Origin of the sequence: Mycobacterium adipatum (assembly GCF_001644575.1) — a bacterium.
GTDB lineage: Bacteria > Actinomycetota > Actinomycetes > Mycobacteriales > Mycobacteriaceae > Mycobacterium > Mycobacterium adipatum.
Map to the genome: position 1 here is coordinate 466,447 of NZ_CP015596.1, position 20,850 is coordinate 487,296.

Consider the following 20,850-nt stretch of genomic DNA (forward strand, 5'->3'; position numbering starts at 1 on the left):
TCTTCTACCTTCCTGTGTCCGGAGTGATGTGTACCGCCGCGCCCCGCAACACCGGTCCGAGTAGAAGTTGAACTGCCGAATCGGCCTCGCGGCCTACTACTTGGCTCAACTGGGAGTTCTCGGCGACGCTGCCGACCGGGCCGACACTCCCTCCGTACTCCTGTTCGTAATTCTGTGGCAGCCCGAACGTTTCGGACGAGGCCTCCTCGGGCTTATCAGAAGGAGTCGTAATCACTGTTTCTGGGGCCGATGCTTCCGTGGGCGCGAGCGAACTGCCGGGATCTGAGATTGGCGGGCCAGGGGTGGGGTGAGCGCTCGGAGGAATCCCGCCAGGTACGTCGCCGGCGTGCCGAACCGAATCACGCGGTGGAGCAAGATTCGGTCGATTCTCCGTGATCCCATTCGGTGGTGGGATTCCCATTGATCCTAATGCCGGCAACAGATCGGGCGCAGTCGGTACCTCTGGCGCTGTTTGACAACTTGGCCCCTCGAGTTCTCCGTAACGGGGGCAATCAGCGCGGACGTATTGTCGGAAAGGCGCCAGACTGACGATTGCCTTGATGACGTAGTTGTGTCTTTCGGTGTCGTAATTGGCCTCGACGCGTTCGGCCATTCTCGTCATCCTGGTTGCGATCGGTGTGAATTCATCGGAGTTGTCGGCGAGCGTGCCGATAACAGGGGTCAACTGGGTGGTAATGGCAATAAGACGGTCGGTGTGGTTATCGAACGCCTCACCAAGTGTTGTAGTCGTATTGGTGCCTGCCGAGATCAAGTTAGTCAACTGAGATCGCGTTTCGGTCAGTGCACGCATGGGTGCGATCGCCTCGTCGAGAGCGTCGCTCAGAACTGGCTCAGCTTGTCGTAGCGCATTGGCCGCAGTCGCGAGTGCCGATATGGTGGTGGGGTCATTGTTATCGCCGACAACATTATTCAGCTGCGTAACAATGTGGTGGAGGTCGCTGCCCGCCGCACGGATGCTACTGCCGCGGCTTTCGGCCGCGCCGCTGAGAGCTGCGAGCACACCGATGGTGTTGTCGTTGTCATCTCGGCTCACTGACTTGAGTAATTCGCGAACTTTGGTTAACAAAGACTGGAACAACACCGTGGGTAGGGTGTGATCCTCGCGTATCACTGAGCCAGAGCGCAGCGGAGACAGGTCCAGCCCGTTCGAGACCAATTGCACCGACGAAACCGCGAAGACGTTGGACGGAACAACTCGCGCCGTGACCGTGTCGGGGATGCTGGATGCATGATTGGGTTTGAGGTTGATTCGAACAATGTACGGTCGTCCTACGCCGGAAAGCTCGACGTCGCTAACTTCGCCTACAAGTACGCCTCGAAACTTGACATCTGACTTCGCAGGAAGACCGTCGCCCACGTTCATCAGCTCAGCGGTCACACGAACTATGTTGTCGAGCCTTCCTTGAGACTTCATGAGACACAACGCGATGACGCTACCGATGACGGTGAGAAAGCAAACTCCCGCGACGAACAGACGCCGATTGGATGGGCCGCGGGAGTCAGTGTCGAAGGAATTTGTCACGCTACCCTCCGAACCTGGCGCCAGAGTCGACGCTCCAAAGCGCCATAGTGAGAAGCATGTTCACGATGATCACGACAGTGATGCTGGCGCGCATCGCCCTCCCGGCGGCGACACCGACGCCGGCTGGGCCACCGCTCGCGTAGTAGCCGTAGTAGCACTGCATTGTGGATGCTGCGAAGACAAACACCACGGCCTTGACCACGGCAAAGAAGACGTCACGTCCGCTTGCAGCCAGATTGAAGTAGTGCATATAGGTACCGACAGAGTGGTCGCTTACCGCCGCCGCAACCATTTCAGCCGAAAGGTACGCCGCCGCAAGACATACGAGAAATAGCGGAACGGCGGCTGTGACAGCCGCGGCCACTCGGGTTGTTACCAGGTATGCAACTGAGTTGATGCCAAGGGTGTCAAGGGCATCGATCTCCTCGTTGATGCGCATTGCGCCTAATTGTGCGGTAAATCGACAGCCTGCCTGGGTCGCGAATGCCAACCCAATCATCACAGGCGCCAGCTCACGGGTACCGACAAACGAGGAAATCAGCCCGGTGGCTGGGCCCAGCCCAAGCAGATTCAAGGCGTTGAATCCCTCTACGCTGATCAGCGCGCCCGCTGTGGCGCCCAACACGATCGCAACGCCTATGGTCCCGCCACCGACCACAATCGAGCCGTTGCCCCAGCTGATATCGACCAGTACCCGCGTGAACTCTTTTCGATAGCGGCGCACGACAAGGGGGATCGATAACAGGATGTTGCGGAAGAAGTAGCTGATGTGGCCAGCTTTTGCCACGAGCAGTCCTGCGACGAGCGCGGAGCTTGCCACCATCTGCGTCCCTGGCGGGCGGAACCAAGTGGGTGCCGTCATGGGCTAGAAACTCGCTTTGGGGAAAACGATGATATACAGCTGGGTCATGACCACGTTGACAGTCATCAGTAGCAGTATCGACTCGACGACTGCTGCGTTCACCGAGTTGGCGACTCCGGCGGGCCCACCGCGAGTGCTCAAGCCTTTGTGACAACTCACGATCGCCACAATGGCGCCGAAGACCACGGCCTTGGCGAGCGCCAACAGCAAGTCGCCGATCGTTGCGAACGAGGAGAACGTCGCGACAAAAGATCCCGGCGTGCCGTTTTGCATGTAGACGTTGAATGTGTAGCCGGCGAGGAAGCCTACAAAGCTGGTTAAGCCAGTCAGTGCTATTCCCACAATGATCACAGCCGCAAAACGCGGAACTACCAGGCGGTGGATCGGCGAAACTCCCATCACCGTCATCGCGTCGATCTCTTCACGCATCGTTCGGGATCCCAGGTCTGCGCAGACTGCCGAACCTACCGCGGCTGCCAACAAGACAGCTGCAACGAGTGGCGCACCTTGGCGGATGACTGCGAGCCCTGTGGCAGCTCCCGCCAGCGACGTTGCGCCCACTTGTCCTGCCAACAAGCTGAACTGGATCGCCAGTGTTACACCGATCGGAATCGTCACGAATATTGTTGGGACAAAGGCTGTTGAGGCCATGAATGCGGCCTGCTGTATGAACTCTCGGAACTGGAAGCGGCGAGCGAGTGCATCGGTGAACAAGCACTGAACAGTGCGCACCGCCAGTACGGCCTGTCCGCCCAATGTCCCCAACGACATCAACGGGTGGGACGCAATGTACCTGCGCGCCCCATCCGCAACCTCGCCTATGGCATCGCGGGTTCCCGTTGTCGCGGAGCCGGATTCGGAGAATGTCATAGGAAGCCGCAGCGTAGACCAAACGGGGCGGAAGTGAACATTGTTGGATCCTCCTGATTGCTACGCGGGGCATCAATGCCTGCGCGTCGGGGACGTCCGCGAGACCAATTGCCCGAGTACCGACCGTGCGTACGGTTAGTATGCACAGGTGCTGTTGGGCAGGGCCGGCGTCGCCTGCTTGTGCCCTGAACTCGCGTGGTCCCACCGCGGCCAACAGCAATGCTAACAGCGGTTAACACGCTGCAGGGCCGGGTAGCGAATTGGCGCGGACGAGGCGAAGCGGTTGCTGACGATGATTGGCCGACGAGGTGTTGGTCGACCGGGCCAGCGGGAAGCGACACCTGCACCGCGGTCGGCGACGCTAGGCGGTGGGCGGCCCCCGCTCCTATTCCTCAGCGGGCAGGATTAGGGACCAGAAGCGCGACTGGCGATCATTCGTCAGGCTCATGTAGATGTGTTTGGCTTCGGTGAAATCGAGGAATCCGTCGTCTCCGAGTTCGCGGCCGATGCCGCTTTGCCGGTATCCGCCGAACGGTGCGTCGGGGCGCAACTGGTGGTGGTCATTGATCCAGACCGTGCCGGCGCGTAACCGGCGGCTGATTTCGTAGGCGTTGACCATGTTGGTGGACCACACCGTCGCTGCCAAGCCGTATATCGTGTCGTTGGCCAGGCGCACCGCGTCGTCGACGGAGTCGTACCCGATGACCGACAGCACGGGGCCGAAAAGCTCCTGACGGGCGATCGGCATGTCGTTGTTGACGTTGTGGATCACTGTCGGCTGGAAGAAGTAGCCGTCGCCGATGTCGGCACGACGACCACCACACGCCACTGTGGCGCCGGCGGCCGCGGCGTCATTGACGACGCGCTCCAGCTCGGCGGCTTTCTCGGCCGAGATCACCGGGCCGAGGTCGGTCTGCGGGTTGCGCGTGTCTCCGAGTCTGATCGTGGCGGCCCGCCGCACCAGCCGGTCGATGAGTTCCTCTTCGCGCCCGCGTGGCACGAAGACCCGGCTGCCCGCTTCACAGCACTGCCCGGCGTAGAAGTTGACGCCGAACAGCACGCCGTCGACGACGAGATCGAAGTCAGCGTCGGGCAGGATGACTGACGGCGACTTTCCGCCGAGCTCTAGGGTGACGTTCTTCAACGTTTGCGCAGCCCCGGCGGCGACGCTCCGCCCGACCCCGGTGCTGCCGGTGAACGTGACATGGTCCACCAGAGCGCTTTCGACGAGGTATTGGCCCACTTCGACGTCCCCGGTGACGACGTTGAATTGCCCGGGGGGAAGATCTGTGCGCGACAATGCTTCAGCCAGTAGCATCGCCGACAGCGGCGTGCGTGGGTTGGGCTTGAGCACGACGCTGTTGCCCATCAGCAGTGCGGGAATGACTTTCCACACGGCCAACAAGAGCGGGAAGTTGAACGGGGTGATGGCCGCGACGACGCCCTCGGGTTCCCGTACGACGTGACTGACGCTAAACGGCGGCGAATGGAACCCCAATGGCTGCTCCAGACGCACGCTTGGGGCCATATCGAGGAAGTACTGGCTGTGGGCCAAGGCGAATCCGACGTGCAGAGCGCTCGCCGTCTTGATCGGAGATCCGCATTCGGCGATTTCCGCTTCCAGGAGGGCGTCCTGGTTTTCGACCAGGTAGTCGATGGCTGGCTGCAGCGCTCGGACCCTGCTTCGCACGTCCAGGCCGGCCCAGGGGCCCTCGTCGAAGGCCGTGCGGGCACACGCGACCGCCGCCTCGACGTCGGCGATCCCTCCGTCGGCGACATCGCCGACGACGGTCGCGGTGGCCGGGTCGATGACCTGCCTGCGTTTGCCACTGACGGAGGGACGCCATGTCCCGCCGATGTATTGCTCGAAGCGCCATCGCACATCGGATTTCAGCGGTGCCGTCATTGTCATCTTGGGTCTCGCTTTGCTGGTTGTAAGACGGTTTTGGTCAGCTGGTGACGAGCTGTCAATCGTGGTAGCGAACTGTGATCGCGTGTTCGGGGCACGCCTGCGCGCCTTCCTCTGCTTCGTTGACCAACTCTGGCGGAACGGGATTGACGATCACGACGGACTTTCCTTCGTCGTCCAGGCCATAAACCGCAGGTGCCAGTGAGTGGCAGCGGGCATGGCCCATGCACCGGTTGAGATCGACGGTGACCTCTGCGGATTTGCTGGTCACGGGACTCGTCACGACCTGGCCTCGAAGATCACCGGCAAAGACTTCACACCCCAGGTGTCACCGGTGTGCCACACCGGTGGCTTGTCGGGATCCAGCCGGTATTCGGGTGTGGCCGCCGTGTTCGACGGAGTGCCCGACCGGGCATGCTTCACGCATCCGGTCGTAGATCGCCAGTCGGTGGCGTTGAACCTCCCGGTCGTGCATGCTCAGATGCTCGATGAACTTGTCGGCCGCTTCGGCGTTGAGCCGCGTGGGTCGTTCGTCATCGATATCGGTGTTGCGCTGTTGTGTCGTCATTGTTGAATTCGCTCCAATCTTCACGAACGGCTATCGGTTTTGCGTCGCGGCCGTGGCCGAGACAACTTTGCACTGCAGGGCGGAATCAGCTCTCCACTTGGGCTGCTAGTCGTCCGACAGAATGACCAACCCGCGGATGTTGCGACCCGCGAGCATGGCCTCGTACCCCTCGTTGATTTGATCAAGCGAGTAGGTGTTGGTCACCAGCTCATCGAGTTTCAATTTGCCGGATTGATAGAGGTCGATCAGCTGGGGAATGTCGGAGAACGGGTTGCTGCTGCCATACACGGTGCCCAGGATCTGGCGTTCGAACATCACAACGTCGAAGGGAGCGATGGGTAGGTGGTCGGCGCCGGCGGGCGGCACGGCGACCAGGACGGCCCGCCCGCCTTTCCCCAGCGCCTGCAGCGCTTGTGCGAGGATCGCCTGGGTCAGAACGCCGGGCGTGGCGATGGACACGTCGGCCCCCCTGTTCCAGGTGGCCTCCAACACCGCGTCGACCGGGTCGACGGCGGTCGGATCGACGACGTGTGTCGCGCCGAACACTTCGTAGGCGAGTTTGCGCTTGGCCTCGTCCGGTTCGACGGCCACGACGACGCGGGCGCCCGACGTAGCGGCCCCCTGGATCGCGTTCATGCCGATTCCCCCGGCGCCCCAGACGACCACGGATTCACCGGGCCGCACCTTGGCCTTGTTGACTGCCGCCCCGTAGCCGGTGGGCACGCCGCACCCGATCAGGGCTGCGGTGCGCAGCGGAACGCTCCGATCGATCTTGACGACGGAAACATCAGGCACCACGGTGTGCTCGGCAAACGTTCCCAGCAAGCACATCTGGCCAGCGCCTTGCGCTCCCACGTGGAATCGGTAGGTCCCGTCGAGCTGCGGACCGGCCAGGATGTTGGCACCCAGGTCGCAAAGGTTGGAGTGTCCGACCGCACACGAGCGGCAGTGCCCACACGCGGGGATGAACGACAACACCACATGATCGCCCGGTTCGACCGCCGTGACCTCGGCGCCGACCTCTTCGATGACCCCGGCCCCTTCGTGGCCGCCGATCACCGGATACGGCATCGGAAGATCGCCTGTCACCAGGTGGTAGTCGCTGTGGCAGAGGCCGGTCGCCGCCAGGCGCACCCGCACCTCGTGCGGGCCCGGCGGGTCGAGATCCACCTCCTGCACCTTGAACTGCTCGTTCTGCCCATGGAGCACGGCTGCCCGAGTCTTCACGAAACTCCCTTCGTCGACCTAATCACATCGATCTTGATCCGCGCGTCGACGCCGGCTGCCCAGACTGTTGTGTCGATCGAAGGGCCCCGTCGCCGTTGTCGGTGTTGACACAAGTCATCGTTGATGTGACTCATGTCATTAAGCACTATGATCATAGGTCATACCCACACCGCTGGCAAGGAAAACGATTCCTGGATTCTGTCGCACCGCCGATCATCGGCAAGCAGTCTTGCCAGTTCACTGGCCACGGACCAGGAGTTTTGTACGCCGGACGGGAAGAAGAGAACGGGAAGAGGTACCTCAATAACGTGATGACAATTAGCCTCCGATGCGGTTCCCCACATCGATGTACGGCTCTGACGCGCAGCCAGACCGGTCAGCACGCTCCGAGGTCGGCGTGACGCACACCGTCGCCCCCGGCGGCGAGGCCCGCGGACCGGCACGCATCGCTGTGGTGGGTGCGGGGCCGGCCGGCCTGTACGCGGTGACCGAACTTGTGGAGTCGGGTCACCCGGTGAAGATAGACGTGTTCGAACGGCTGCCCTCGCCGTTCGGGCTCGTCCGGTACGGAGTCGCGCCGGATAACCAGAAGATCAAGTCGGTCGCCCGCGTTCTGGGCGCACCCTTCACCGCCCATTCAGCCACGGTCCGTTTTCTGGGGAACGTCTCTGTCGGCCGTGATATCAGCCGACACGAGTTGCGAGGATTTTACGACGCCGTCATCTACGCTTTTGGCGCGGAAGACGCCCGAGTGCTGGACGTACCCGGTAGCCGCCTGCCGGGCAGCTTTGCGGCCAAAGAATTCGTCGGCTGGTATTCCGGACATCCCGACGCCGCCGACCGCAACTTCCCACTGCACGGTCGGGGCGTGGCCGTGGTGGGGGCCGGCAACGTCGCCCTCGATGTCGCGCGAGTGCTCGCGCGCAGCGCCGAGGAGATCGCCGCCACCGACGTGCCCGACCGGGTCGTCACCGCACTTGGCTCCAGCGCCATCACCGACATCTATCTGCTGTGCCGACGCGGCCCCGCGCAGATGAAATTCACACCGGTCGAACTTCGCGAACTCGGCGAGCTGTCCAACGCCGATCTCATCATCGATCCGACCGAATTGGCGTTGAGCGAAAGCGAGCGAGCCGAGCTGTTGGGAAGGCCCCAGCTCGAACGCATGGTCTCAACGCTGCGGCAGTGGGCGGATCGGCCGCTGCAGGGCAAACCGAGGAGACTGCACCTGAGATTCCTCCGGAGCCCTGTCGCTATCCTCGGCGACGACCACGTCAATGCCCTGGTTGTCGAACGCAACGAACTGACCGACGACGGCCAGGCGCGCGGTTCAGGCCAGTACGAGGTGCTCGACGTGAACCTGGTGCTGCATTCCGTCGGCTACCAGGTGCGTCCGGTAGCCGACTTGCCCTACGACAGCGGTACGCAAACCATCCGCAACCAAGGGGGCCGCCTAGTGGACGGACAGGGCCATTTCCTGCCGGGCGAGTACGTGACCGGTTGGGCCAAGCGCGGCCCCAGTGGCGTGATCGGCACCAATCGAGCCGACGCCGCCGAGACCGTCAAGAACCTGCTGGCCGACCTGCCCGGCCTCGCACCGCCGAGACACGACCACCGCCGGACGGTCATCGAACTGCTCGAGCACCGCGCAGTCAACGTCGTGGACTGGGCGGGATGGCTACGGCTGGACTCCCACGAAATCCAAGCAGGTCGGCGCCGAGGAAGCCCCCGGGTCAAAACCCCGGATCTGGCCGCCATGCTCGATCACGCCCACCCCCTGGCACACGACGCCCCGACGGACGCCGCGGCCGGCACCCCGAGCCCGGCCGGGCGAACACCAGGATGACCCGCACGTATCGAGTGGTGCGCCCGGGAGCCCGCCGACACCGGCACGCACAGTCGACATCCCAACTCAGGTCCACAACACAGTCTCTGCGAAGGAGCCACGATATGATCGACCGCCACATTCCTTGGATGCAGCCCGCCTCGGCCCCGGGCCGCTTCCGTGAGATCGGCGTGTGGGGCGACCAGACGATCGCGGACGTCGTCGACGACCACGCACAACGGCATCCCGAAAAGACTGCGGTCATCGATTCCCGCGAAAAGCTGACATACGCCCAACTCAGGGACCTGTCGCTGCGCCTTGCGCGGGTCCTGCTCGATCACGGTGTCGAGCCCGGCGACCCGGTCGCCATCCACCTGCCCGGCTGCGTTTTGCTGCCGGCACTGCACCTGGCGTGCAACAGGATCGGCGCGCTGTTCCTGCCGGTGAGCACCGGCTGGCGCGGCGCCGAGCTGCGGTCTCTGCTGGGCACGGTACGGGCTTCGATGCTGATCGTCCTCAACGATAACGGCGGCTTCGACTACGTCGGCCTGGCGGAAACGCTGCGTGACGGGCTGCCCGACCTCAAACACGTGTTGACCGCCCGAAGCGGTTCGCTGGAATCGCTGGCAGCCAACTCGGCGCCTCTGACCGCCGGCGAGCTCGACGAGCATCGGCCGAGCGCCGATGCGCCCGCACACGTGATGTCCTCGTCGGGAACGACCGGTATCCCCAAGGCGTCGGTGTGGAGTTCGAATGACCTGGTCGCCCTGCTCGTCCACCATATGGGCCGCCGCCTCCACCTCGGTGCCGACGACGTCGCCGCCGCCATCGCACCGGCCAGCACGGGCTCGACCGGCTACGTCTTTCCCGTGCTGGCACCACTGTTGGTGGGTGCGACGACCGCGCTGCTGGAAACCTGGAAGCCGCAGGCCGCACTGGACCTGATCATCCGGGAGCAGTGCACCTACGCGACCGCCGTGCCCACCCAGATGATCATGATGCTGGAGTTCCCGCTCGAGCAGTATGACCTGTCCCACTTCACCCGATTCAACAACGCGGGCGCCCCGCTGCCACAGTCCACCGCGCGCGACCTCGAATCACGGATGGGCTGCCGCGTGCAAACCATTTACGGCGCCACCGATGGGGGAGTGCCCGCCATCACGTCGATCGACGATCCAGACGAGCTACGCCACACGACCGTCGGCTCGGTCTGCCCCGGTGTCGAGGTGGTGTTGCTCGGCGCGGACGGCAACCCCGTGCCGCCGGGCGACGCTGGTGAACTGTGCTGGCGTGGGCCCAACAAGTCATACGGCTATCTCAACGAGCCCGACTACGACCGGCAGGCTTGGGATGATCAGGGTTTCTTCCACTCCGGTGACGTCGGTGAGTTCGATGACCGCGGATACCTACGCATCGTGGGGCGCATCAAGGACATGATCTTGCGGGGAGGCACCAACATCTTCCCGCGGGAAGTCGAGGAGCTGCTGCTCGAGCACCCTGACGTGGCTGGCGTAGCGATCGTGGGAATCCCCGATGAGCGGCTGGGCGAGCGGGCCTGCGCCGCAGTGGTGCCCGCTTTAGGCTCTCACCCCCGGCTCGACGATCTGTGCTCGTTTCTGCTCGACCGCCAGCTCGCCAAGGCCAAGCTGCCCGAAAGATTCATCGTGCTCGATGAGCTGCCGACCAATGCCGGCGGAAAGGTCGACAAAGCGCTCCTTCGAGACATCGCCATCAAGGACCTGGCAGGTCACGCGCGTAACGAAGACGGGACCTCAGCTCGCCATCGGCCGCCGGCGCCAGGTACGCCGGCTGACACCGCACCGTCAACCGCAGAACGCGCAGCTGAGGGAACGGCATGAGCGATCCGACCGGCCCGCTGTCCGGGGTACGCATCCTCGACCTGTCCGCGCTGGCCCCAGGGCCGTTTGCCACCATGCTGCTCGGCGACCTCGGCGCGGAGGTGATCACGGTGGAAGCCCCGGCCGCCGCGCGAAGCGGCAGCGGTCTTGGCGCGCTACCCGGTTACGGTGGTGAGCGCGCGCGCCGACAGGGCATCAATCCGCTGTATCGCTCCCGACGATCACTCGTGCTGGACCTCAAGCAACCGCAAGCCCTGGAGATCGCCCTGCAACTGGCGCAGCGCAGTGACGTCTTCGTCGAGGGATTCCGGCCGGGAACCTGCGAGCGGCTCGGATTGGGCTACGACACGGTCGCCGCGCGGAACCCGGCGATCGTCTATTGCTCGCTGACCGGCTATGGGCAATCCGGGGAGCTGGCGATGCGCGCCGGTCACGATCTCAACTACATCGCCGAGTCGGGCCTGCTGTCGGCGACGACACGCGATGGCCAGCGTCCGGGCATACCCGTCAACGTGGTGGCCGACTTCGCCGCAGGAGGTTTGCTGGCCGCGTTCGGCATCCTGGCCGGCCTCCTGGGCCGCCAGGCCAGCGGCCGGGGAACTCACATCGACGTGTCGATGTATGAGGGGCTGCTCGGCCTGCTGCAGGTGGTCCAGTCGTGGACGCTGGCGTCGGCGCCGGATCCGTCGTGGGGCCGGGGCCTGCTGTCGGGGGCGGTCCCCTTCTATGACTGCTATCGCACGGCCGACGGGCAATGGCTGTCGGTGGCTGCTCTGGAGCCGAAGTTCTTCGCGAACCTCTGCACAGCACTCGGCCGCCCCGACCTGATCTCGGCTTATGCCGACCAGTCTCGATGGGGCGAGCTGCGGGCCGCATTCGAGAAGACCTTCTCCGCTGCCTCGCTCGCGGAATGGCTGGCCCGGCTGGAAGAGGTCGACACCGCGGTGGCTCCCGTGAGGTCGCTGCCCGACGCGTTCGACGCAGCGCAGCGCAGAGGGTTGCTGGACGCGCCGGGTGTGGTTGGCCCGCTGCCGCGCATGAGCGCGTGGAAGCCAACCGCGGGATCGGTCGTTACCCGGCCCGGGCAGCACACTCGCGAAATTCTCGACGAGATCGGCCTTTCCCCGGACGAGATCGAAACGCTGCGGGCGACCGGCGCGGTCACGGAGTGAAATCGGCGAGGACGATCCAAATCGGGATGATCATCGTCATTGTAAAGTATATGGACTCTGGACGTCGTAACGGAGAAACGATCGGAGAATGAGCATGCAGGCACGTGTCGCCGTCGTCACCGGCGCCGCTAGAGGAATCGGACGCGAGATCGCGTTAGCGCTAGGCCGGCAAGGCCGCCACGTCGCGGTGGTCGATCTGCGCGACCACGAGGCTAAGGAGACCGCGGCGACGATCACCGCAGCCGGCGGCACCGCCGTGCCCGTCGCCGTGGATGTCACCGACCCGGCGTCGGTGAAGGAGGGCCTCAACGAGGTTCGCCAGAAGCTGGGATCGATCTCCATCCTGGTCAACAACGCTGGGTGGGACGAGCTCAAGCCCTTTGTCGATACCGACGAGGAGTTCTGGCAGCGCGTCATCGAGATCAACTACAAGGGCGTGCTTCGGACCACGCACGACGTGCTTCCGGCGATGATCGAGGCGGGGTGGGGGCGGATTGTCAACATCGGCTCGGACGCCGGTCGTGTCGGTTCGTCGCTGGAGTCGGTGTACTCGGGGGCCAAGGGCGCTGTGATCGCATTCACGAAGACGATCGCTCGCGAGGTCGCCCGCGCGGGGGTAACCGCCAACACCGTGTGCCCCGGCCCGACCGACACCCCTTTGCTACAAGAGATCGTCCGCGGCCAAGCCGATGCAGACAAGCTGTATGAGTCCGCCGCGCGGGCGGAGGAGATCCTGAATCTCGACATCGAGGACCTGGACACCGTGAACCGATGCGCCACGGTCACCCGCAAGGGCGGCGCCCGCGAGGTGATCTATTGGCAGACCGGCACCGCACGGCCGCTGCCCCGGCTGATCGCCGGACGGAAGTCCGGGCCGCTGTTCCTGACCGACCGCAAAGCCAAGCCGTCGGTCGCCAAGACCGACACCGACAACTCGACCGGCCGCGCCCGACTTTCCTACCGCCGCGCCGCGACGCTCCTCGAGGAGCACACCGAAGGGATGCGACGCGGACCGTTCACGCTGCACCAGCTGCGGCACTCGCGACTGACCCACGCCGCAGAGAAGGGCGCTTCCACGCCGATGCTGATGGCGTTGAGCGGACACACCTCGGTGCGCAGCCTGGTCAAATACGCGAAGGTCTCCGCCGAGGCGCTGGGGCGCTGGCAGGCCGAGACCGATCCCGCTGCGCGGCGGCGCTCCCGCTGAATCTCTCAGTAGCTGACGGTGACGAGTTCCGGCGCGTGTCTGCGTATCTTGTTCAGCACCTTGACTGTTCGGCCCGAGCGCATCTGCTCGAGGGGGGCCGAAAGAGACCAATCAAGTGCGGCACCGTCGATGGGTGTGGTCTTCCGCGTCCGGGAACTCATAGCCGCTGCCGGGCGTGCGTGGTCGTGGTGTTTGTCGGATCCGGCGGGGGCACGGCCGAGAGTAGGGCCGTGAGGTCGCGCGAGACCTCGCCGGGGTTGGAACAGCCGTGGGAGATGAGCGCGCGGGAGCGCGGCTTCGGTCAGGCCGTATCGGATATGGACGGCGTCGTGGTGTTGCAGGATCGCCAACGTGTGGATTCCACTGGCGATCAGGCCACCGAACTGGCCGTCCTGCGCCGCCGCCCGGTCGATGTGAAACCACTGGGGATCCCAGTGGGTGGCGAAGTCGACGAGTTCGGCCTCGGTCACCGTGTGTGAGCCCAAGTCGAAACGCTGGCCGATGCCCAGGTCCTCGGCGTATACAAGGCGTGTGTGCTCATGGTGCGATCCCACCTGCACGCCGACGGGTTTCACCGCGGCGCCATGCGGATCGCGCCGTCGAGGCGGATGGTTTCGCCGTTGAGCATCGGGTTGGTCACGATCGCCTCGACCAGCTGCGCGTACTCGGCGGGGTCGCCGAGCCGGTTCGGGTGCGGCACCTGCTGTCCCAGCGAAATCTGAGCCGCCTCGGGCAGCGTGCCCAGCAGCGGGGTCTTGAACAGGCCGGGCGCGATGGTGTTCACCCGGATCAGCAGCGACGCCAGGTCGCGGGCGATCGGCAGGGTGGCGCCGACGATCCCGCCCTTCGATGCCGAGTACGCGGCCTGTCCGATCTGCCCGTCGAAGGCCGCGACCGAGGCGGTGTTGACGATCACGCCGCGCTCGCCGTCGACGGGCTCGTTCTGCGACATCGCGTGCGCGGCGAGGCGGATGACGTTGAAGGTTCCGGTCAGGTTGACCTTGACGATCTTCTCGAATTCGGCCAGCGGGAACGGTCCGTTCTTACCGACGGTCTTGACGGCGTTGCCGATGCCGGCGCAGTTCACGGTGATTCGCAGTGAGGACTCCGCGTTGGCGCGCTCGACCGCCTCGGTGACCGCGGCCTCGTCGGTGACATCCGCCGGAGCGAATTCCACGGTGTCGCCGAGAGCAGCCAGCGCATCCGTGTTCGCGGTGGGCAGGTCGACGGCGATTACCCGGGCGCCCGACTTGGCGAGGGCGGTGACGGTGGCCAGTCCGAGGCCCGAGGCTCCGCCGGTGACGAGTGCGTTGGTTCCGGTGATATGCATGAATACTCCTGACGAAATAGGTTGAGAACATCGGGTTTTTGACAAAGTGAGGTGTGACTGACGCAGTGGTGTCACTGCGCGAAGGTCAACCTCATAAGGCGCGGCCGATGAGTTCCTTCATGATCTCGTTGGTGCCGCCGTAGATCTTCTGCACGCGGGAAGCGGCGTACATCTGCGCGATCGGGTACTCCATCATGTAGCCGTAGCCACCGAAGACCTGCAGGCAGCGGTCGACGATCTCGCACTGCTTGTCGCTGCCCCACAGCTTGGCCATCGACGCGGTCGCCGCGTCGAGGGTGCCGTCGAGGTGACGCTGGATGCAGTGGTCCATCAGGGTCTTGCCGGCCAGCACGTCGGTCTTGCACTCGGCGAGTACGAACTTCGTGTTCTGGAAGTTCAGGATCGGCTTGCCGAAGGCGTGACGTTCCTTGGCGTACCTGATGCTCTCCGCCACCGCGGCCTCGGCCACCGCGACACCGCCGACACCGAGGATCAGCCGCTCACGCTGCAGCTGACCCATCAGCTGGTAGAAGCCCTGCCCCTCGACGCCGCCGAGCAGATTCGCTGCCGGCACCCGCATGTCGGTGAACGACAACTCGCGGGTGTCCTGGCCGTGCTGGCCGATCTTGTCCAGCACCCGCCCACGCTCGAACCCCGGAAGATTCTCCGTCTCCGCGACGAGCAGCGAGATACCCTTGGAACCTTGGCTCGGGTCCGTTTTGGCGACGATGACGAGCAGGTCGCAGTGCGACGCGTTCGAGATGAACGTCTTCGAGCCGTTGATCACGTAGTGGCCGCCGTCGCGAACCGCGGTGGTCCGTACGGCCTGCAGGTCCGAGCCGGTGCCGGGTTCGGTCATCGCAATGGCGAGGACGCTCTCACCGCTCGCACATTTCGATAGCCAGCGCTTCTTCTGGTCCTCGGTGGCATAGGCGGCGATGTAGTGCGCGACGATCGTCGAGTGCACGGCGAAGCCGAACGCGGTGTCGTGGGCGTAGGCGATCTCCTGCTGCACGATCGCCTCGTGGCCGAAGTTGCCGCCCCCGCCGCCGTATTCTTCGGCGATGTCGAGGCACAGCAGTCCCGCGGCGCCGGCCTTGGTCCAGAACTCGCGGTCGACCTGGTGCTGCGCGGCCCAACGGTCCTGGTTCGGGGTGGCTTCCTTGCGGAAGAACTCGGCGGCGTGCTTACGCAGCAGCGCCTGATCGTCGGTCTCCCACGGGGAGCGGTAATCGGGGAACAGCTCGCTCATGATCGGTCCTACTTTCCGGTGAATTCGGGGGCGCGCTTGGCGAGGAACGCGGCCTGGCCCTCGCGGCTGTCGGCGGAATGGATGGCAACGTGAAAGTTGCGCTTCTCGTGCTCGAGTCCTTGCGCCAGAGAGGTTTCCAGGGCCTGGAGGGCGGCATCCTTGGCCAGCGCCACCGCGAGCGGTGAGTTGGCGGCGATCCGCTGCGCCATGGCGACCGCCGCTTCGAGGGCGGTGCCGTCCGGGACGGTCTCGGCGACGATGCCGGCCGCGCACGCCCGCTGTGCGGACAGGAAGTCGCCGGTGAGCAGTAGGGCCATCGCCTTGGACTTGCCGACGGCCTGAATCAGGCGCTGGGTTCCGCCGCCGCCCGGGATCACGCCGAGCTTCACCTCCGGGACACCGAACTTGGCGGATTCGCCGGCGATGACGATGTCGCAGGCAAGCGCCAACTCGCAGCCGCCGCCGAGTGCGAGGCCCTCGACCGCAGCGAGGACCGGCTTCGGGAATCGGCCCAGGTCGGCCCAGATGGTGCCGCCCAGCGCGGCTCGATCGCCGAGCAGCGACTGGTCGCGAATGGCGTCGAAATTGGTGATGTCGGCTCCGGCGCAGAAGATCCCGCCGGCGCCGGTGAGCACGATGGCACGGATCTCGTCGTCGTGCCGAGCCGCGACGAGCTCGGTGTTCAAGGCGGTGAGCACCGCCTCGTTCAGACTGTTGCGAGCCTTGGGCCGGTTGATCTCCAGGATCAGGAGGTGGCTGTCGCGGGCCGTGCGTAGCGGGGCGTTGTCGGGGTTCATCGGACGTCCTCGTAGACGTTGGTGTGCGCGGCGCGCATGGCCTTCTTGTCGAGCTTGCCGACGCTGGTGCGGGGCAGCTGGTCCAGATACAGGACGGTCTCGGGCAATTGCCATTTGGCGAATGCATCGGCGAGCAATTCGTGGATCTCCGACAGTGGAAGTTCCTGCCCGTCGGTCGTCACGACGAGTGCTACTGGACGCTCCTGCCACTTCGGGTGCGGGACGCCGATGACGGCCGCCTCGGCGATCTTCGGATGGGCAACGAGTGCGTTCTCCATGTCGATGGAGGAAATCCATTCGCCACCCGACTTGACCACGTCCTTGATCCGGTCGGTGATCTTCAAGTAACCATTCGGGTCGATGGTCCCGACATCGCCGCTACGCCAATACCCGTCGAGGAACTTGTCGGCGTCGTCGTCGAGCTTGTGATAGCGCTCGATGATCCACGGTCCGCGCAGCAGCACTTCACCCTGACTCGTGCCGTCGTGCGGGAGATCGTTGCCTTCCGCGTCGACGATCCGGATGTCGATGCCGTTGACCGGCAAACCCTGCTTACGCTTGAGATCCCACTTCTCCTCGTCCGAGATCACACCGCGCAGCGAGGGCTTCAGTCCCCGGTTCACCGCGACCAGAGGGGTGGTCTCGGTGGCGCCGTAGGCGTGGATGACGTCGGCTCCAGTGATGTCGTGGAAGTCGCGCATCAGCGACAGCGGCGGCTCGGTGGCACCGGACAGCAGCCGCGCGCGGGAGAAGTCCGGTGCGACCGCAAGCGTCTTGATGTAGTTCATCATGGGCTGGAAGATCGCCGGCGCACCGTTTGCGACGGTGACTTGCTCCGCGATCATCGCGTCCACGAGGACGGATGTGTCCTCGGCGATGTAGCGACCGGGCAGCACGATTTTTGCGGCACTGTAGGCGGCCGCCTGGGGTAGGCCCCAGCCCTGGCCGTGGAACATCGGCGTGATGAGCATGACGGCATCGTCGCTGCTCATCCCGAGTCCGGCGACCTCGGCGAGGGTGTGCAGGTAGATGCCGCGATGCGAGTAGTAGATGCCCTTGGGCCTGCCGGTGGTGCCGGTGGTGTAACACGCGCTGTAGGAGGAGGTTTCGTCGATGACCGGCCAGTCGATCTCCGGGCCGGCGTCCGCGAGCAGGTCCTCCCAGTGCACCGCGTGCGGGAGCGTGGTGGTGATGTCGGCCAGCGGCTTATCGGTCATCACCACCCACGTCTTCACGTTCGGCGTATGCGGTGCCAGCGCCTCGGCAACCGGAAGCAGCGACTCGTCGATGAGGACCACCGATGCATCACTGTGTCCGGTGACGTAAGCGAGATCCTCTGGCGCCAAACGCAGGTTCATCTGCAACATCACGGCAGCGAGGCCGGGAATCGCCCAGTACAGCTCGTAGTGCCGCTTGCTGTTCCAGTCGAGGATCCCGACCACATCGCCCGGCCCGACGCCGATCGAGCGAAGTGCATTGGCACTTCGTTGGATTCGCGCGTAGGCATCGGCGTAGGTGTACCGGTCCCAGCCGCCGTCCGCGGTGCGGTACACGATCTCCTGCTCGGGATAGGTGCGCGCGGCGTGCCGGATGATGGTGGTGGTGTTGAGTTGATAGTGGTCGCCGTGGGTGGAGGGCAGGCCCCTCACGATCTCGTGGCTCATGACGTCCTCAGATGCGTTCGATGATGGTGGCGTTCGCGGTGCCGGTGGCCTCGCAGACGGTCTGCAAGCCGAACCTCTTGCCGGAGCGTTCGAGTTCGCAGAGCAGGTCGGTGAGCATCCGGGCTCCGGTCGAGCCCAGCGGGTGGCCGAGGGCGACGGAGCCGCCGTTGACGTTCAGCTTGTCGTCCGGGACGCCGAATTCCCGTTGGAAGATCAGCGGCACACCGGCGAAGGCCTCGTTGACCTCGAACAGGTCGATCTCCTCGACGGCCAACCCGCTTCGGCCGAGCGCCTTGTGGGCGGCGTCGAGGATCGCGGTGAACTGGATGATCGGGTCGGCGGCGGCGACCGACAGCGCGCGGAACCGGGCGCGTGGGATGAGGCCGTTGCGCTCGGCGTACTCGCGGTCGGCGATCAGCAGCGCGGCCGCGCCGTCGCTGATCTGCGAGGAGTTGGCCGCCGTGGTCCGCCCGTCGGCGCCGAACACGGCTTTCAGGCTCGCCATCTTGGCGGGGTCGATGTGCTCGCGGATGCCCTCGTCCGAGTCGATGACCGGACCGGTCGGGTCGTCGGGGTCGGCGGTGATCGGCACCATCTGGTCGCGGAACTTCCCGGCCCGCGTCGCGGCGTGCGCCCGCTCGTGGCTGCGAGCGCTGAACGCGTCCAACGCCGCTCGGCTCAGGTCGAACCTCTCGTTCATCAGCTCCGACGACGGGCCCTGCGCCATCAGCCCACCGTCGTAGCGGTCGAGTTCGCGCGGGCTGTACTGCGGGCCGAGCGGCGCGCCGGGCAGGAACGCCGGAGGCATCGGCACCCGTGACATCGACTCGACGCCGCAGGCGATCACCAGGTCGTGGGAACCCGCCATCACCGCCTGGGCGGCGAAGCTGACCGCCTGCTGCCCTGAACCGCACTGGCGGTCGATCGTCACCGCGGGGACCGACTCGGGCAGCCCGGCGGCGAGCACCGCGTGGCGGCCGAGATTGCCCGACTGGACATCGTGCTGGATGACGCAGCCGGTGATGACGTCCTCGATCGCGGCGGGGTCGACGCCGGCGCGGGCCACAAGCTCCCGCAGCGTCTGCCCGAGCAGGTCCACCGGATGCCATGCGCTGAGGATCCCTCCGCGACGGCCGACCGGGGTCCGGACCGCGCCGACGATAACGGCCTCGCGAACACTCATGACAAAGCTCCTTGTGCTGAATTACGGGGTGCCGAATCGCGGATTCCGATCAGGGGAATGTCGAGGCGCTTCGCGACCTCCTCCCATTCGCGCGTCGGCTTGGAAAGAAACGTCTGCTCGAGCTCCTCCTGGGTGCCCTCGACACCGAGACCGGCGCGGGCGCGCTCCCAGAAGTGCGGCTCGAGCGCGGCCAGCGCGACGTGGCCGTCGGAGCTGGAGTAGATCCGGTAACCGGGATGCGCCCCGCCGAGCGGCGCGCCCGCTCCCATCAGACCGTGCCGAACTGCGGCGCCGGCGTCGGCGGCCGCCTGTTCGAGGACGACCCGCTCGCGGTGTCCCACGCCGGACTCCGCGGCCACGCGCAGGGCGAGCAGGGCCGCGGACACGGCGCGCTCGGCGCCGAGCAGGTCGGCCACCGGGACGGTCGGCATCGTCGGCGGCTGGAGAGTGCCGTGCAGGGCCTGGTACGTCAGGTCATGGCCGGGCTGCTCCGCCGCGATCCCGTCGTGCCCGACGATCTCGATATGCGACAGGTGCGGATTCGCCGCGGTCAACTCGTCCAGGCCGAGCTTGACCAGCGCCGAGGGGCGCATGGCGGTGAGCATCAGGTCGGCACGCGACAGCTCGCGCGCCGCCACCGCCCGATCAGCGGGGTCCTTGAGGTCGAGGGTCACGACCCGCTGGCCCACAGTGAGCTCGTCGTACCACGTCGGCGCCACGGCCCGCAGCGGGTCGCCGGCCGGCGGTTCGATCTTGGTGACGGTGGCGCCCAGCGCCCGTAGCCGCGCGGCGGCGAGCGGGCCCGGCAGATTGATCGCGAGCGACACCACCTGCACGCCCTGCAGCGAACTCGACTGCGACATCATCAACCCCTTTTTGACTATACTGATGTATAGCCATTAATGCGCATGTACTGTCTAATGTCAAGGGTGTATGCTTTTTTCCCTGATAGGAGGCAATTTCTGTGACCGACCCCCGCGCCAGTGACGAGGACCTCACCGCGAAGGCCCGCATTCGCAACGCCGCGCTCGACCTCTACGCCGAGCGCGGCGAGGATCGCGTCTCGATGCGCGCCGTCGCCGCCGCCGCCGGGGTCGCCGTGGGATTGGTGCAGCACCACTTCAAGACCAAGGACGGGCTACGCGTCGCCGTCGAGCAACTGGTCGTCGACTATTACGCTCTGGCGATCGCCTCTGTGCCGGACGAGGGCGCCCCAGCGCAGGTCGCCGCCGCTCGAGACGAGGCGGTGCGGCACATGCTCGCGACGCATCCGACGGTGGTGAACTACATCCGGCGCGCTGTGCTCGATCCGCAGGGAAAGAGCGAGTTACTCGAGCGGCTGACCGACCTGAGTCGCAGAGAGATCTCCAAACTCCGCTATTCGGGCAAGACCTCGACACGGCGATCCGAGTCCTCACAGGTCATCGGGCTGATGGTTCGTCAGCTGGGGCAGCTGCTCATGCAGCCGATGATCGATGACATGTGTGACTTCCTCGACCGGACGGGCGTGCCGCACAGCGACAAACTGACGCTCTCCGTGACCGTAATCTAGCGGTAGTTTGTTGGGTCAGGTCGGAGGTAG

Annotated in this window: 19 protein-coding genes; 5 read left to right on the top strand and 14 right to left on the bottom strand. The window is 65.2% G+C overall.

Translation table 11 applies throughout. The features are described from left to right. Positions 1-4: 4 nt before the first annotated feature. The 7 genes from A7U43_RS28985 to A7U43_RS02140 form a co-directional block, all read right to left on the bottom strand. Positions 5-1,543 (bottom strand): MlaD family protein, encoded by a 1,539-nt coding sequence (locus tag A7U43_RS28985; RefSeq protein ID WP_074413391.1) that lies wholly within the window; start codon positions 1,541-1,543, stop codon positions 5-7. Position 1,544: 1 nt separating this feature from the next. After that, positions 1,545-2,405 carry an ABC transporter permease gene (locus A7U43_RS02115; protein ID WP_052773256.1) on the bottom strand — a complete coding sequence of 287 codons (861 nt, stop codon included), beginning with the start codon at positions 2,403-2,405 and terminating at the stop codon, positions 1,545-1,547. A gap of 3 nt (positions 2,406-2,408) precedes the next feature. Continuing rightward, positions 2,409-3,275 carry an MlaE family ABC transporter permease gene (locus A7U43_RS02120; RefSeq protein WP_064895169.1) on the bottom strand — a complete coding sequence of 289 codons (867 nt, stop codon included), beginning with the start codon at positions 3,273-3,275 and terminating at the stop codon, positions 2,409-2,411. Between the two features lie 385 nt (positions 3,276-3,660). Next, on the bottom strand, positions 3,661-5,181 hold the full coding sequence (locus A7U43_RS02125) for an aldehyde dehydrogenase family protein (RefSeq protein ID WP_047040141.1): 1,521 nt from the start codon (positions 5,179-5,181) through the stop codon (positions 3,661-3,663). Between the two features lie 61 nt (positions 5,182-5,242). Then, the gene (locus A7U43_RS02130) at positions 5,243-5,455 is read right to left on the bottom strand and encodes a ferredoxin (RefSeq protein ID WP_064895175.1); all 213 of its coding nucleotides are present in this window, start codon (positions 5,453-5,455) and stop codon (positions 5,243-5,245) included. A gap of 57 nt (positions 5,456-5,512) precedes the next feature. Then, entirely contained in the window at positions 5,513-5,752 is a 240-nt protein-coding gene (locus tag A7U43_RS02135; protein WP_064895177.1) for a hypothetical protein, read from the bottom strand. Positions 5,753-5,857: 105 nt separating this feature from the next. Beyond that, complete coding sequence (locus A7U43_RS02140; RefSeq protein ID WP_047040138.1) at positions 5,858-6,979, bottom strand: NDMA-dependent alcohol dehydrogenase; 1,122 nt, start codon at positions 6,977-6,979, stop codon at positions 5,858-5,860. A 397-nt stretch (positions 6,980-7,376) separates the two neighbouring features. Between A7U43_RS02140 and A7U43_RS02145 the strand changes: the two genes are divergently transcribed. The 4 genes from A7U43_RS02145 (at position 7,377) to A7U43_RS28990 (ending at position 13,042) form a co-directional block, all read left to right on the top strand. Next, on the top strand, positions 7,377-8,825 hold the full coding sequence (locus tag A7U43_RS02145; protein WP_197499946.1) for an FAD-dependent oxidoreductase: 1,449 nt from the start codon (positions 7,377-7,379) through the stop codon (positions 8,823-8,825). A 104-nt stretch (positions 8,826-8,929) separates the two neighbouring features. After that, complete coding sequence (locus tag A7U43_RS02150; RefSeq protein ID WP_158230620.1) at positions 8,930-10,663, top strand: AMP-binding protein; 1,734 nt, start codon at positions 8,930-8,932, stop codon at positions 10,661-10,663. Then, positions 10,660-11,835: a CaiB/BaiF CoA transferase family protein gene (locus A7U43_RS02155; protein WP_047040135.1), complete on the top strand. Its 1,176-nt coding sequence runs from the start codon at positions 10,660-10,662 to the stop codon at positions 11,833-11,835. Before A7U43_RS02150 ends, A7U43_RS02155 begins: the two co-directional genes overlap by 4 nt. 88 nt (positions 11,836-11,923) lie before the next feature. Then, on the top strand, positions 11,924-13,042 hold the full coding sequence (locus A7U43_RS28990; RefSeq protein ID WP_231963498.1) for an SDR family NAD(P)-dependent oxidoreductase: 1,119 nt from the start codon (positions 11,924-11,926) through the stop codon (positions 13,040-13,042). A 5-nt stretch (positions 13,043-13,047) separates the two neighbouring features. Here A7U43_RS28990 and A7U43_RS30215 read toward each other — a convergent pair whose 3' ends face one another. From A7U43_RS30215 to A7U43_RS02195, 7 genes are all read right to left on the bottom strand, one after another. After that, positions 13,048-13,617, bottom strand: a complete 570-nt coding sequence (locus A7U43_RS30215) for a MaoC/PaaZ C-terminal domain-containing protein (protein ID WP_019346206.1) — start codon at positions 13,615-13,617, stop codon at positions 13,048-13,050. After that, positions 13,614-14,372: a 3-hydroxyacyl-CoA dehydrogenase gene (locus tag A7U43_RS02170; RefSeq protein ID WP_011331213.1), complete on the bottom strand. Its 759-nt coding sequence runs from the start codon at positions 14,370-14,372 to the stop codon at positions 13,614-13,616. Before A7U43_RS02170 ends, A7U43_RS30215 begins: the two co-directional genes overlap by 4 nt. Before the next feature lie 91 nt (positions 14,373-14,463). Then, the gene (locus tag A7U43_RS02175) at positions 14,464-15,624 is read right to left on the bottom strand and encodes an acyl-CoA dehydrogenase family protein (protein WP_011331214.1); all 1,161 of its coding nucleotides are present in this window, start codon (positions 15,622-15,624) and stop codon (positions 14,464-14,466) included. An 8-nt stretch (positions 15,625-15,632) separates the two neighbouring features. Next, the gene (locus tag A7U43_RS02180; RefSeq protein WP_011331215.1) at positions 15,633-16,421 is read right to left on the bottom strand and encodes an enoyl-CoA hydratase/isomerase family protein; all 789 of its coding nucleotides are present in this window, start codon (positions 16,419-16,421) and stop codon (positions 15,633-15,635) included. Beyond that, complete coding sequence (locus A7U43_RS02185; RefSeq protein ID WP_011331216.1) at positions 16,418-18,085, bottom strand: long-chain-fatty-acid--CoA ligase; 1,668 nt, start codon at positions 18,083-18,085, stop codon at positions 16,418-16,420. The genes A7U43_RS02180 and A7U43_RS02185 overlap by 4 nt, the downstream gene beginning before the upstream one ends. A 7-nt stretch (positions 18,086-18,092) precedes the next feature. Further along, positions 18,093-19,268 carry a thiolase family protein gene (locus A7U43_RS02190; protein WP_011331217.1) on the bottom strand — a complete coding sequence of 392 codons (1,176 nt, stop codon included), beginning with the start codon at positions 19,266-19,268 and terminating at the stop codon, positions 18,093-18,095. Continuing rightward, positions 19,265-20,131: a CoA transferase gene (locus A7U43_RS02195; RefSeq protein WP_011331218.1), complete on the bottom strand. Its 867-nt coding sequence runs from the start codon at positions 20,129-20,131 to the stop codon at positions 19,265-19,267. The genes A7U43_RS02190 and A7U43_RS02195 overlap by 4 nt, the downstream gene beginning before the upstream one ends. 101 nt (positions 20,132-20,232) lie before the next feature. Between A7U43_RS02195 and A7U43_RS02200 the strand changes: the two genes are divergently transcribed. Beyond that, positions 20,233-20,820, top strand: coding sequence for a TetR/AcrR family transcriptional regulator (locus A7U43_RS02200; protein ID WP_011331219.1), 588 nt, complete (start codon positions 20,233-20,235; stop codon positions 20,818-20,820). Positions 20,821-20,850: the final 30 nt, after the last annotated feature.